The organism is Tardiphaga sp. 841_E9_N1_2, assembly GCF_051811065.1.
GTDB lineage: Bacteria > Pseudomonadota > Alphaproteobacteria > Rhizobiales > Xanthobacteraceae > Tardiphaga > Tardiphaga robiniae.
Genome location: NZ_JBPWQC010000001.1, coordinates 5,144,540 through 5,157,028 on the forward strand (window position 1 = coordinate 5,144,540; position 12,489 = coordinate 5,157,028).

General features: G+C 58.2%; 13 protein-coding genes and 1 pseudogene. 9 read left to right on the plus strand and 5 right to left on the minus strand.

Annotation, left to right across the window (positions count from 1 at the left end; all coding sequences use genetic code 11):
• The first annotated feature begins 52 nt into the window (after positions 1-52).
• The 7 genes from coxB (at position 53) to AB8A50_RS24670 (ending at position 5,226) form a co-directional block, all read left to right on the plus strand.
• Positions 53-886, plus strand: coding sequence for a cytochrome c oxidase subunit II (gene coxB / locus AB8A50_RS24640; RefSeq protein ID WP_439079209.1), 834 nt, complete (start codon positions 53-55; stop codon positions 884-886).
• An 80-nt stretch (positions 887-966) separates the two neighbouring features.
• Positions 967-2,742: a cbb3-type cytochrome c oxidase subunit I gene (locus AB8A50_RS24645; RefSeq protein WP_439079210.1), complete on the plus strand. Its 1,776-nt coding sequence runs from the start codon at positions 967-969 to the stop codon at positions 2,740-2,742.
• Positions 2,739-3,443 carry a cytochrome c oxidase subunit 3 gene (locus tag AB8A50_RS24650; protein WP_439057042.1) on the plus strand — a complete coding sequence of 235 codons (705 nt, stop codon included), beginning with the start codon at positions 2,739-2,741 and terminating at the stop codon, positions 3,441-3,443. The genes AB8A50_RS24645 and AB8A50_RS24650 overlap by 4 nt, the downstream gene beginning before the upstream one ends.
• A gap of 16 nt (positions 3,444-3,459) precedes the next feature.
• Positions 3,460-4,182 (plus strand): heme-copper oxidase subunit III family protein, encoded by a 723-nt coding sequence (locus AB8A50_RS24655; protein WP_439057043.1) that lies wholly within the window; start codon positions 3,460-3,462, stop codon positions 4,180-4,182.
• Between the two features lie 9 nt (positions 4,183-4,191).
• Positions 4,192-4,557, plus strand: coding sequence for a cytochrome C oxidase subunit IV family protein (locus AB8A50_RS24660; RefSeq protein ID WP_089262764.1), 366 nt, complete (start codon positions 4,192-4,194; stop codon positions 4,555-4,557).
• Positions 4,558-4,593: 36 nt separating this feature from the next.
• The gene (locus AB8A50_RS24665; protein ID WP_120288269.1) at positions 4,594-4,887 is read left to right on the plus strand and encodes a GYD domain-containing protein; all 294 of its coding nucleotides are present in this window, start codon (positions 4,594-4,596) and stop codon (positions 4,885-4,887) included.
• A 135-nt stretch (positions 4,888-5,022) separates the two neighbouring features.
• Entirely contained in the window at positions 5,023-5,226 is a 204-nt protein-coding gene (locus AB8A50_RS24670; RefSeq protein ID WP_089262760.1) for a hypothetical protein, read from the plus strand.
• Positions 5,227-5,324: 98 nt separating this feature from the next.
• Here the strand turns inward: AB8A50_RS24670 and AB8A50_RS24675 are convergent, their stop codons facing one another.
• The 3 genes and pseudogenes from AB8A50_RS24675 to AB8A50_RS24685 all read right to left on the minus strand — a co-directional run bounded on the left by AB8A50_RS24675 (position 5,325) and on the right by AB8A50_RS24685 (position 8,237).
• Complete coding sequence (locus AB8A50_RS24675) at positions 5,325-6,089, minus strand: slipin family protein (protein ID WP_093759775.1); 765 nt, start codon at positions 6,087-6,089, stop codon at positions 5,325-5,327.
• Positions 6,086-7,488 (minus strand): annotated as a pseudogene (locus tag AB8A50_RS24680) (NfeD family protein). The gene AB8A50_RS24675 and the pseudogene AB8A50_RS24680 overlap by 4 nt, the downstream one beginning before the upstream one ends.
• A gap of 329 nt (positions 7,489-7,817) precedes the next feature.
• Positions 7,818-8,237: a CBS domain-containing protein gene (locus AB8A50_RS24685; RefSeq protein ID WP_439079211.1), complete on the minus strand. Its 420-nt coding sequence runs from the start codon at positions 8,235-8,237 to the stop codon at positions 7,818-7,820.
• 327 nt (positions 8,238-8,564) lie between these two features.
• On the opposite strand from AB8A50_RS24685, the gene AB8A50_RS24690 reads away from it, so the two are divergent.
• Positions 8,565-9,365 (plus strand): AMP nucleosidase, encoded by an 801-nt coding sequence (locus tag AB8A50_RS24690; protein ID WP_089262752.1) that lies wholly within the window; start codon positions 8,565-8,567, stop codon positions 9,363-9,365.
• 92 nt (positions 9,366-9,457) lie between these two features.
• Here AB8A50_RS24690 and AB8A50_RS24695 read toward each other — a convergent pair whose 3' ends face one another.
• Positions 9,458-9,928 carry an aminoacyl-tRNA deacylase gene (locus AB8A50_RS24695; protein ID WP_089262750.1) on the minus strand — a complete coding sequence of 157 codons (471 nt, stop codon included), beginning with the start codon at positions 9,926-9,928 and terminating at the stop codon, positions 9,458-9,460.
• A 542-nt stretch (positions 9,929-10,470) separates the two neighbouring features.
• On the opposite strand from AB8A50_RS24695, the gene AB8A50_RS24700 reads away from it, so the two are divergent.
• Positions 10,471-11,649 carry a M20 aminoacylase family protein gene (locus AB8A50_RS24700; protein ID WP_439079212.1) on the plus strand — a complete coding sequence of 393 codons (1,179 nt, stop codon included), beginning with the start codon at positions 10,471-10,473 and terminating at the stop codon, positions 11,647-11,649.
• Positions 11,650-11,678: 29 nt separating this feature from the next.
• On the opposite strand, the gene AB8A50_RS24705 is transcribed toward AB8A50_RS24700, so the two are convergent.
• Positions 11,679-12,356 carry a GntR family transcriptional regulator gene (locus AB8A50_RS24705; RefSeq protein WP_093759769.1) on the minus strand — a complete coding sequence of 226 codons (678 nt, stop codon included), beginning with the start codon at positions 12,354-12,356 and terminating at the stop codon, positions 11,679-11,681.
• Positions 12,357-12,489 lie beyond the last annotated feature (133 nt).

Here is a 12,489-nt window from a genome sequence, read left to right on the forward strand (position 1 = left end):
CGCCCTTTTCTAAGTCTTGTCCGCAGCCTCTAGAGGCAAGGATGAACAAGGGATGGCTGTAGCATTCATACTGCTGTTGGTCGCAGTCGCTTCGGTGCTGTTTCACCTCCTTAGCCCATGGTGGTGGACGCCGATCGCATCGAACTGGAGTTACATCGACGACACGATCACCATGACGTTCTGGATCACCGGAGCGGTCTTCTTCGCGATCGTCGCATTCATCGCCTATTGCATCTTCCGTTTTCATCACAAAGAAGGAAGACAAGCGGCCTATGAGCCCGAAAACAAAAGGCTCGAATGGTGGCTCACCATAGGGACCGCGATCGGTGTCGGAGCGATGTTGGCGCCCGGTTTGGTTGTCTGGCATCAGTTTGTGACGGTGCCGTCCGATGCAACAGAGATCGAGGTCATGGGCCAGCAATGGCGCTGGAGCTACCGGCTGCCCGGAAAAGACGGCCGACTCGGGACGGTCGATGCCCGCAACGTCAGTGCCGAGAATCCGCTAGGCTTGAATCCGAACGATCCTAATGGTCAGGACGACGTCGTGGTTGAGAACGACGATTTGCATCTCCCGATCGGGAAGCCGGTCAAGGTATTGCTCCGTTCAATCGATGTTCTTCACGATTTCTACGTGCCTGAGTTCCGGGCGAAGATGGATATGGTGCCGGGCTCGGTCACATACTTCTGGTTCACTCCCACGCGCACAGGAACATTCGAGGTTCTTTGCGCGGAATTGTGCGGCATCGCGCATGCGCAAATGCGGAGCAACGTCATCGTCCAGGAAGAGAGCGAATATCATGCATGGCTGGAGAAGCAGCAGACATTCGCAGCGTTATCGGGCCACCGCACCATCACGAAGGCAACTTACAAGACCCGCGGCAAATAGCAGGACCGGGGCGGCGGCGTTGCACGTTGTAACACTTACGATGAGCGACGATCAGAGGATAAATCCGGGAGGACATTTTAATGGTTGATGTCCCGTCTGACGTACTCGCAGGAATTCCGCCGGCCGAAGTGGGTGAGGTCGATCTCTATCACCCACGAAGTTGGTGGACGCGATATGTCTTCTCGCAAGATGCCAAGATCATTGCGGTCCAGTATGCGATGACAGCAATGGCCATCGGTATGGTCGCGCTGGTGCTGTCGTGGCTGATGCGGCTGCAGCTCGGATTCCCCGGAACGTTTTCGTTTATCGATCCGAGCCAGTATCTTCAGTTCATCACCATGCATGGCATGATCATGGTGATCTACCTTCTCACGGCGCTGTTTCTCGGAGGCTTCGGGAATTATCTCATCCCGCTGATGGTCGGTGCTCGCGACATGGTGTTCCCCTACGCGAACATGCTGAGCTACTGGATCTATCTGCTTGCCGTGCTGGTGCTGGTTGCGACCTTCTTTGTACCGGGTGGGCCGACCGGCGCTGGCTGGACGCTGTATCCGCCGCAGGCCATTCTTTCCGGAAGCCCCGGACAGGAAGCAGGCATCATCATGATGCTGGTGTCGCTGATCCTGTTCATTATCGGCTTCACCATGGGCGGCTTGAATTACGTCGTGACGGTGCTGCAGGGTCGCACGCGCGGAATGACGCTGATGCGGCTGCCTTTGACGGTGTGGGGCATTTTTACAGCGACCGTGATGGCCTTGCTCGCATTTCCAGCCTTGTTCGTCGCCTCGGTGATGATGCTGTTCGATCGGCTTCTTGGCACCAGCTTCTTCATGCCAACGCTCGTGGAGATGGGTCAGCTCGGGAAGTACGGCGGCGGCAGTCCGCTGTTGTTCCAGCACCTGTTCTGGTTTTTCGGCCACCCCGAAGTCTATATCGTTGCGTTACCTGCTTTTGGCATTGTCTCTGACCTCATCAGCACTCATGCGCGAAAGAATATTTTCGGTTATCGCATGATGGTGTGGGCGATTGTCGGAATCGGAGCGATGAGCTTCGTGGTGTGGGCGCACCACATGTATGTCAGTGGCATGAATCCGAAGTTCGGATTTTTCTTCGCAACAACGACCCTCATCATCGCGATCCCCACGGCGATCAAGGTTTACAACTGGATCCTGACCCTGTGGCGTGGCGACATTCACCTCACCGTTCCGATGCTGTTCGCGCTCGCATTCATTATCACGTTCGTCAATGGTGGCCTGACTGGCCTGTTCCTCGGCAACGTCGTCGTCGACGTTCCGTTGTCCGATACCATGTTCGTGGTCGCCCATTTTCACATGGTCATGGGTGTTGCGCCGATCATGGTCGTGTTTGGCGCGATCTATCACTGGTATCCGAAAGTGACGGGACGGATGCTGAACGAGACGCTGGGACGTTTCCATTTCTGGGTTACATTCCTTGGAGCATATGCGATCTTCTTTCCCATGCATTATCTCGGGCTGCTGGGTGTGCCGCGCCGCTATCACGACATCGGCGGGACGGGATTCGTCCCGGCGTCTGCTCACGACCTGAATGCATTCATGAGTATCGCTGCGCTCATCGTCGGCTTTGCCCAGCTCGTATTTGTGTTCAACATGATCCGGAGCCTGTCCAAGGGCGAGGACGCCGGCGGCAACCCGTGGAACGCGACCACGCTCGAGTGGCAGACGCCGCAGACGCCGCCGGCACATGGCAACTGGGGCAAGGAACTCCCGGTCGTCTATCGCTGGGCTTATGATTATAGCGTGCCCGGCGCAGTACGGGATTTCATCCCCCAGAATGAACCGCCGGCCAGCTCGACGCCGAAGGGAGCGCATCCATGACGGCCATCGTCCTGTTCATGGCTGGAATAGCGGCCATTGCGGGATGGTGGCTCTCGCAGCAACGGCTTGCGGCCAAGCCTTGGCTGGAGGAGGGGGCGGTCGGCGATTTTCCCGGCGGAAGTTCGATGTCGTTGCCGGCGGCGAAAATAGGTTTGGGTGTGTTTCTCGCGGTCGTCGGGTCGTTATTTGCGCTCTTCGTCAGCGCTTACTCCATGCGCATGCAACTGATCGACTGGCGGTCGCTGCCCGTGCCCGGGTTGCTGTGGTTCAACACCGGTGTTCTGATCGTGAGCAGTGGCGCACTGCAATGGGCGCAGGTTTCCGCACATCGCGACGACAGCGAAAATGTGCTGACCGGCCTGCTTGCAAGCGGCGTTTCCGCCGTTGTTTTCCTGATAGGTCAGTTGCTGGTGTGGCAGCAGCTCAACACCGGGGGCTACTTTCTGGCGGCCAATCCTGCCAACGCCTTCTTCTATCTGATCACCGCAGTCCATGGACTGCACTTGCTCGGCGGTCTCGTCGCTCTGGGCAGAACCATCGTCAAGGCATGGCGTGGTGTTGAAATCCCACGCCTGCGTTTGAGTGTGGAACTGTGCACGATGTATTGGCATTTCTTGCTTTTGGTTTGGTTGATCCTGCTTGCTCTGCTGACAGGCTGGGCGGATGACTTCGTCACCATCTGCCGCCAGTTGCTGACATAGGGAAGGCATCGATGCGATGACAGAGACTGTGCTGACAAACATCGAAAAGCGCCGAATGACGACCGCAGGCTGGCAAGGTATTGTCGCCGACTGGTCCTCGGATCAACGGGCATTCAAGAATGTATCCTGGGGAAAGGCCATGATGTGGATCTTTCTCCTCAGCGATACCTTTATCTTCGGTTGCTTCCTGCTGTCGTACATGACGGCGCGCATGTCCACGACGGTGCCCTGGCCAAACCCGAGTGAAGTCTTCGCTCTGACGATTGCAGGACAACACATCCCGCTCATTCTGATTGCCATCATGACCTTCGTGCTGATCAGCAGCAGCGGGACCATGGCTATGGCCGTCAATTTCGGCTACCGCCACGATCGCCGCAAAACGGCGATGCTGATGCTGGTGACCGCCGCGTTCGGTGCGACATTTGTCGGAATGCAGGCTTTCGAATGGACCAAGCTGATCATGGAGGGGGTGAGGCCCTGGGAAAATCCGTGGGGGGCAGAGCAATTCGGCTCATGCTTTTTCATGATTACAGGATTCCACGGCACGCACGTAACGATTGGCGTGATTTTCCTGATCATCATTGCGCGAAAGGTTTGGCGCGGAGATTTCGAGACTGAACGTCGGGGATTTTTTACAAGTAGGAAGGGGAACTACGAGATCGTCGAAATCACTGGCCTGTATTGGCATTTCGTCGATTTGGTATGGGTGTTTATCTTTGCCTTTTTCTATCTTTGGTGAGGGAAAAACATGGCTGAAGTCACGCTACATGCAACACCTCATGCAACTCCCGCAGCACATGCCGAGGGACACCAGCATCCGATCAAGCTTTATCTCGTGGTCTGGGGATGGCTGTTTGTTCTGAGTACATGCTCTTACCTCGTCGACTACTTTAACCTGCAGGGATATCTGAGGTGGTCTCTCATCGTGGTGTTCATGATGTTGAAGGCAGGCTTGATTGTTGCGGTCTTCATGCACATGGCGTGGGAGCGTCTGGCTTTGGCCTATGCCATCCTGCTCCCGCCGTTGGTGTTGTTGGTTTTTGTCGGGATCATGGTGTTTGAATCGGACTACACGTTGTTGAGTCGGATCATTTTCTTCAAGACTGGGGCGTGAAGATGAACGGGGGTCTCGTGCGCAAGGAGGACTTCCATGACTACATATATCATGCTTGCAAACTGGACTGATCAAGGTATCCAACACGTCAAGGACTCGCCGCGTCGTCTCGATTTGGCGAAGAAAGCTCTTAAGGATATGGACGGAGAGTTCAAATCGTTCTTTCTGACCATGGGCGACTATGACATCGTCGCGGTTTACGAAGCGCCGGACGATGCCGTCGCCGCGCGATTCAATTTGCAGTTGGGCATGCTGGGAAACATTCGAACGCACACATTGAAAGCGTTTCCCGAAACAGCTTACCGGGAGATCATCAAGTCGCTGGGCTGATTGCGGACCGGAAGCGCGTCCGCGAGGTGCCACGCGCCGGCCAAATGTCATGTCGACAGGAAAGAAGGCCGAGATGGCGCCCGCTGGCGGAAAGTAGGCGGGCGAGACAATTAGTGAAGACGAGGTGGTGCGCAGATGCAATTTACCGTTGGATTCAAGCTGAAGGGCAAGGCGGGTCATGTCGTCGTAGACGCCGAGGACGCGCTTGTCGCCGCTCTGAAAGTCAAGGCGGAGCTCCCGGAAGCGATGACGATGTATGTGCGCCCGCAAAACCGGCGCGGCGACGCACGACACCCGTCACATGTGCCTGTCGACGAGCGCGCCGAGGATACTCATTGATGGTAAATTGGGGTGATGAGCAAGCCAGCGCAAGCCATGGTTCGTTCGGCCCATGGCAGACTCAAGCTGAAGCTGGCGCAGAAGCACAAGAAATAAACTCACGGTACTCCGCCCGGCCGCGGCGTCATATGGCTGAGCAGATCCATCGGCAGCGGAAAGACCACAGTCGATGACCGCTCGCCTGCAATGTCGTGCAACGCCGCAAAATAGCGCAGCTGCATCGCCTGCGGCTCCTGAGCAAGGATCCGGCCGGCCTCGACGAGCTTCTCAGCGGCTTGCTGCTCGCCTATCGCATTGATCACTTTCGCCCGCCGCAGCCGCTCCGCTTCGGCCTGCTTGGCGATGGCACGCACCATGTTCTCATTGAGGTCGATATCCTTGATCTCAATGTTGGTGACCTTGATACCCCACGCGTCAGTTTGCTGATCGAGGATCTCCTGAATGTCGGCGTTGAGTTTGTCGCGCTCTGCGAGCATTTCATCCAGCTCATGCTTGCCGAGCACCGAGCGCAGCGTGGTCTGTGCCAACTGGCTGGTCGCGGCCATGAAATTCCCGACCTTGATGATCGCACGTTCCGGGTCGACGATGCGGAAATAGAGAACGGCGTTCACCTTGACGGAAACGTTATCGCGGGAAATGACGTCCTGCGGCGGCACATCCTGCACCATCACCCTGAGATCGGCTTTCACCATCTGCTGAACGAACGGAATCAGGATAATAAGGCCCGGACCTTTCACGCCGGTGAAGCGTCCGAGCGTGAAGACGATGCCGCGCTCGTATTCCCGGAGGATGCGAATGGCGGAGGAGAGAAAGGCGATCACGATGATCGCGAGCAGCGAGTAGGCTATGTAATCGAGCATCATCGCACACCTCCTTCGCCGGCGCTGAGTGCCGGCCGGCGACGCACCATCAGCGTCAGATCCGTGATGCTGGCGATCTCGACCGTCTCTCCGGGCTTGAATGTTTCCATGCCGCGGGCTCGCCAGCGCTCACCCTGCGTGAAGACGTGACCTTCGATGTCATTCCAGTCGAGAACTTCGGCGGGCAGGCCGCGCATGGCCTGTGCGCCGATTCGTGCCGGAGCTTTGCGGGCGCGCCGGATCGAGCCGAGCACAATGAGCAGCAGTCCGATGAACATTGCCGTCACGATGCTGACGAGCGTCCATGACTGCCGGTATCCGGGCGCGTCGATCCTGAACAACATCAACCCACCAAGGACCAGGGCAATGGCTCCGCCGAGGCCAAGAACCACGGTCGGGTTGAAGGCCTCGATAATCAGAAGCACGATCCCCAACATCATCAGCCCAAGGCCGGCATAGTTGATCGGCAGCAGGTTGAAGGCATAGAGGCCCAGCAGCAGACAGATCGTACCGACCACGCCGGGCGCGACGGCGCCAGGAGACATGAATTCAAAAATCAGACCGTAGATGCCAACCAGCAGAAGAATGAAGGCGACGTTGGGGTTGGTGATCACAGACAGAAATTGCGCGATCCATCCGGAGTCGATCGTCTCGATCGTCGCATCCTTTGTCGCCAGATGCCGTCTGTCGCCACCGGAGGCTCCACGACGCGACCATCGACCTGCCTGAGCAGTTCGACCGGGTCGCGCGCAATGAGATCGATGACATTCGCTTGCAACGCAGCACTGGCGGAAAGACTGGCTGCCTCCCGGACAGCCTTCTCGGCCCAATCGGCGTTACGTCCTCGCAACTCGGCCAGGCTGCGGATAAAGGCGACGGCGTCGTTCGTCGCCTTCGCCATCGTCGCGTCCTTCGGCTCCGTTTGCTGGGCACTGTCTTTCTTGTCCTTGCCGTCTTTATCAGGGGTGATGCCCGGCAGGCCCGGCACCGGACTGCCGATTTGCACGGGCGTTGCCGCGCCGAGGTTGGTGCCCGGCGCCATTGCGGCGATATGCGTTGCATAGAGAATATAGGTGCCGGCGCTGGCAGCATGGGCTCCCGACGGGGCGACATAACCTATGACAGGAACGGGCGATGCCAGCACGTCGGCGATGGTCTCGCGCATGCTGGTGACGAGACCGCCCGGCGTATTCAGACGCAGAATAACAGCTTCGGCACGCCGTTCGCTTGCCTTGGCGAGAGCGTCTTTCACGTAGCTGGCGGTTGCCGGTCCGATCGCTCCGTCGATTGCGATCGTCAGCACAAGTTTTCCGCTCCCCTCCGCCGAGACAGACGTGGTGGGGGAGATAGCCAGAGCGACAACCGCAATTGTCGCGGCAAGAGTAGCCCGTACGGTCTGCACAGCCTGGACTCCCTTATCAAGATGATGTGGGAGGTCCTGGCAGAATCTCAATACGACCGGGATTGGCGAGCCATCGCTCGTTGTCGAAACGAATGTGAGGGCTGCGCAAGACGAGAAGAATCGCCGATATTATCAGGCAGTCTCAATGACATAAGAAGTTCGCAGTTTCGATCCACGCCCTCGCTGCGCCTGCGGACAATGGCGTGACCGCGTAGGCACGACCTTCTTCATCGCGGCTCGATGAGCAAAGTTCTTTCATCGAACTGTTCGACGATCGTGCCGACGGCCGCGCCCCTCCGCCGGATCGCAAGAGGAGCGCTGGCCGTGTTTCAGTGATGGGCCGAAACGCTCTTGACGCATTCGGACAACAAATCACCTGACGCAGAATGGCTGACGTCGCCCAGACTGACGATACCGACCATCCGTTTACTCTTGTTGATCACCGGCAGCCTGCGGACCCGCAGTTTCTCCATGTGATGTATTGCCTTTGCGAGATCGTCGTCCTCCCGGCAACAATGGATACCTTCGGTCATCACATCGCGCGCCGTCGCGCGGCCGGCATCGAAGCTGTTCCTCGCGAGCCCTTTGCAGACAATGTCGCGGTCGGTCACCATCCCGATCAGGCGGTCGTCCTCGCCAACCGGAACGCAGCCAATGTCATGCCCCCGCATCAATTTCGCGAGTTCGGTGAAAGGGGTGTCGGGGCTGACCCAGTCGACACCTTTGTGCATCACCTCTTTGACTTTCATGGCGAACCTCCGTTCCTAGAGTTCAGGTGAATTGATGCAATGCAGTATGTCTCGCCTCCCTCCATGTCCTCCAACTATACAATCAATTGCGTGCGAGGTCGCAGAAGAAAACATCATTCCTGCGCGATCAGACCGGACAAACGCGGCCGCTGTGGCAATCCACCCTCCTGAACAGCGCGCATTCGACGCAAGGCCCGGACCATTCACGGTTGCAAGTGGATTAATGGAACCCAAGTAATCCAAGAGTGCCTCATTGGACAGGGAACGGTCCTATCCACTAGTTTGACAGGCGGCGGCGTTGCACAATTCCGGGCGAGATCATCGGGAATGAAAGAGAAGAAGGATATCGTAGAAAACTGGTTGCCGCGTTACACCGGCACGCCGCTTGCTGAGTTCGGAGAGTATGTTCTCTTGACCAACTTCGACAACTACGTCGAATGGTTCGCCACGGCGTATGGCAGTTTGGTAAAGGGCGCAGATCGACCGATGCCCAATGCGACTGCCGATGGTATCACTCTGATTAACTTCGGCATGGGAAGCCCGAATGCTGCAACCGTGATGGATCTGTTAAGTGCCATCGCGCCGAAAGCCGTGTTGTTTCTCGGCAAATGCGGTGGGTTGAAACGCAAAAATAAAATTGGCGATTTGGTGCTACCGATTGCGGCTATTCGGGGCGAAGGCACCTCAAATGATTACTTGCCCCCGGAGGTTCCTGCGCTGCCCGCGTTCCAGTTGCAACGCGCGGTGTCGACCATGATCCGCGATCTCGGTCACGACTATTGGACCGGCACCGTGTACACGACCAATCGTCGTGTCTGGGAACATGATGATCGCTTCAGGGATATATTGCGTCGTACACGGAGCATGGCGATCGACATGGAGACCGCAACAATCTTTGCTGCGGGATTTGCCAATCACATTTCGACTGGCGCACTGCTTCTCGTGTCCGATCAGCCAATGATTCCCGAGGGTGTGAAGACCGAAGCGTCGGATCAGGAGGTGACCGCGAACTATGTCGAAAGGCATATCAGGATCGGGGTGGAGGCCTTGAAACTTGTGCGGCGCCGCGGCCGCAGCGTCAAGCATTTGCGTTTCGAAGACGATTTTGATGCAGGGCATGAGACGTAGAAAGGCGTCGTACCGCTGCAGCAACAGTTAAGCAGCGGCATAATCTTCCCATTCGGGACCGCGACGGTCGCCGCGGATCGTCCGACTAATCATCAGTCATGCGCGCTAAAGCGCCCATGCTGCGCGTTGGCCATCAGGCGCGCAAACTGCGCGTGACCCATATGAAGCAGCGTCTCGTGATCGCCAGCTTCCAGATAGACCTCCGGCTGCGCCTGGATGCTGTCGTCGACGATGATATCCAGCCCGTAGCATTTACCGACGGCAGGAACTGCACCGTGTGCGCAGTCGCGGAACAGCTGATGGATCTCGGTTTCATCGGCCATGTGGACATTGTCGCCGAGTGATGTCCTCAGGTCCGACAGGCGGAGGTGATGCGATGCGGGCAAGACGGCCAGTATATATTCGCCGTCACGCCGCAACACGATGCCCTTGGCGAGGCGATCGCCCGAGATGTGGCATGCCTCAGCCGTGCCAGACGACGTCATGCGGAGTTCGTGCGGGATCACCTCGTATTGGATGTTTTCAGCGGCCAGGTATTTTTGCAGGGTGGGAGCAATGGTCATGGCGTGACCTCCGGGGCAAAATGCAAGCCATCCATCGTAAGGTCTTTGTCTGCAGACTCTCGCCGTGCGATGGGCGGCTGCGTGGTTATAGGCTCAGCATAGGCCTCCCATCCGACAGCTGCAATTCGTATCGATGACCAACTCTCTCGCGAGATAGTCAGGACCCCGCGCTGTCGATGGTGAGTGCGCGAGCGCCGCGACACTTCTTCCCCAAACGAGAGTGGCTGCTGTCCATTTGAGCGCATGCGGGGGCGCATGAAGTGTTCAATCGAAATTATGTATCTGTTTCAACAGCATAAGGGTTCGCAGTCTTATTCTGAATGGCGTGCCATTTTCCAGAACGCTCAGCATTCACAGGCAGGCCGATCGATCACGATGTCGATCGTGTGGTGGCGCGCATCTCGCAGCCGCTAATCCCAACTGCTTGGTGTCACCACGGAGCGCTGAAGTGTGTGGCGCGCGCAGCGTGTGCGGCCGGTTGGTTGCGAGGGCATGATCACCGGGCTAGCCTATGGGCAGGACAAGTCCAAAGGTGAGAGCATATGACCCCGCGCGAACGTCTCGACCAATTGCACCCGGAAATGACCGCATGGCGCAGGGATTTCCATGCGCATCCGGAGATTGGCTTCGAGGAAGAGCGCACCAGTGCGCTGGTCGCGGAGCGATTGTCCGAATGGGGTATCGAGGTGCATCGCGGTTTCGGCGGCACCGGTGTGGTGGGCGTGATCCGCGGCCGTCACCAGGCTGCCGGCAGCAACCGCGCCATCGGATTGCGGGCCGATATGGACGCGCTGCCGATGGAGGAGGGCGACGGTGTCGAATATCGCTCGCAGAATCCGGGCCGCATGCATGCGTGCGGCCATGACGGGCACACCACCATGTTGCTTGGTGCTGCGAAATATCTTGCCGAGACGCGCAATTTCGCCGGCACTGTGCATCTGATCTTTCAGCCGGCTGAAGAAGGGCTCGCTGGCGCCAAGGCGATGATGGACGACGGGTTATTCGAGCGTTTCCCCTGCGATTCCATCTATGCGATCCATAACAGCCCGGACATGCCGCTCGGCACCGTCAAGGCGCTGACCGGCACGGCGCTGGCGGCGATCGACTATTTCAAGGTGACGCTGCGTGGCCGCTCGTCCCACGGCGCGCATCCGCATCAGGGTATCGATACGGTGGCCATGGCAGCGCAGGTGGTGAATGCGCTGAACGCGATTCCGTCGCGCCAGATCGATGCGCTGGAATCCGCCATCATCAGCATCGGCCAGATCCACGGCGGTACCTCGGACATCGTTCTGCCCGAGACGGTGGAGTTGCGCGGCTCGGTACGTACGCTGAAGCCCGAGGTGCGCGAACGCGTCGAGGAGTTGTTCATGCGCACAGTGACGCTGACCGCGCAAGCCTGCGGCGGCACGGCGGAGATCGAGTATCGCCACGCCTATCCGGCCACGATCAACACGGCCGACGAGACGGTGCGCGCGGCAGAAGCCGCGGCGGCGGTGCCGGGTGTTACCGAGGTGCTGCGCGAAGGCAATCCAATTCTTGCCGGTGAAGATTTCGCGTTCATGCTCGAACGTAACCGTGGTGCCTATCTGATGTTCGGGCAGCGCACCGCCGACAAGGGCGGCGTGCCCGTTCACAATCCCGGCTACGATTTCAACGACGATCTCCTGCCGATCGGCGCGAGCTATCTCGCCGGTCTTGTGGAGCAGGAACTCGCATAAAACGAGTCGTTGCTGTTGACGCGGTCTGTCTAGGTAGCGCCGCTCTTCGGAATGGTGCGGCCGATGACGCGCAGAAGGTCTGCGCGCACCGACTCGATGTGACGTTCAAGGAAACGGCAGGCGTCATCGATCTTCTGGCTGCGGCACAGAGCGATGAGTTCGGCGTGTTCTTTCTCAGCGATGCCCATCGCGGTGGTCGTCGAGAGTTGCATGCGCGTGTAGCGGTCGCTGGTTTGCAGCAGCGCCATCACGATCGACTGCGTGCGCGGCTGCCGCGCCCGGACATACATCGCCATGTGGAAATCGGCGTTGAGCTGTCCCCATTCGCTGATATTGCCGGCGGCAATCGCCTTCTCGAAGCGGTGCTGGATGTCGTCGAGTGCAGCGAAGTCGTCGTCGACAAAATGCGGCGCGGACTGCGCCAGCATCCGTGGCTCGAGGATGACCCGGAGATCGAACACGTCGTTGATTTCGTCGAGCGACAGTTCCGAGACGATGGCGCCCTTCTGCGGCACGATCTTCACCAGCCCTTCGGCCTCAAGCTGAAACAGGGCTTCCCGCACCGGAATCCGGCTGACGCCATAGGCCTCGCCCAAGGCGTCCTGGCGCAACTGCGCGCCGGCCGGGTGGGTGCCGTCGAGGATGGCCTGGCGGAGTTGATCCGCGATCATGGCCGACAGGGTGCGGTGCTTTAGCGGCGCGCTCATTGATTTATCGAGCCTTTTCTCTGGATTTCGGCCGGATTGATCTCAGATCTCATCCCGTCTTCGCTGCCGCACAAAAACTCCTCAAGGCGCGAATTTGTGCAAATCAGCGTTTGACAGAGAAATTGTATAAATT

Coding starts and splice junctions, on each gene's coding strand:
- coxB (WP_439079209.1), top strand. CDS start 53: ATGGCTGTAGCATTCATACTGCTGTTGGTCGCAGTCGCTTCGGTGCTG.
- AB8A50_RS24645 (WP_439079210.1), top strand. CDS start 967: ATGGTTGATGTCCCGTCTGACGTACTCGCAGGAATTCCGCCGGCCGAA.
- AB8A50_RS24650 (WP_439057042.1), top strand. CDS start 2,739: ATGACGGCCATCGTCCTGTTCATGGCTGGAATAGCGGCCATTGCGGGA.
- AB8A50_RS24655 (WP_439057043.1), top strand. CDS start 3,460: ATGACAGAGACTGTGCTGACAAACATCGAAAAGCGCCGAATGACGACC.
- AB8A50_RS24660 (WP_089262764.1), top strand. CDS start 4,192: ATGGCTGAAGTCACGCTACATGCAACACCTCATGCAACTCCCGCAGCA.
- AB8A50_RS24665 (WP_120288269.1), top strand. CDS start 4,594: ATGACTACATATATCATGCTTGCAAACTGGACTGATCAAGGTATCCAA.
- AB8A50_RS24670 (WP_089262760.1), top strand. CDS start 5,023: ATGCAATTTACCGTTGGATTCAAGCTGAAGGGCAAGGCGGGTCATGTC.
- AB8A50_RS24675 (WP_093759775.1), bottom strand. CDS start 6,089: ATGATGCTCGATTACATAGCCTACTCGCTGCTCGCGATCATCGTGATC.
- AB8A50_RS24685 (WP_439079211.1), bottom strand. CDS start 8,237: ATGAAAGTCAAAGAGGTGATGCACAAAGGTGTCGACTGGGTCAGCCCC.
- AB8A50_RS24690 (WP_089262752.1), top strand. CDS start 8,565: ATGAAAGAGAAGAAGGATATCGTAGAAAACTGGTTGCCGCGTTACACC.
- AB8A50_RS24695 (WP_089262750.1), bottom strand. CDS start 9,928: ATGACCATTGCTCCCACCCTGCAAAAATACCTGGCCGCTGAAAACATC.
- AB8A50_RS24700 (WP_439079212.1), top strand. CDS start 10,471: ATGACCCCGCGCGAACGTCTCGACCAATTGCACCCGGAAATGACCGCA.
- AB8A50_RS24705 (WP_093759769.1), bottom strand. CDS start 12,356: ATGAGCGCGCCGCTAAAGCACCGCACCCTGTCGGCCATGATCGCGGAT.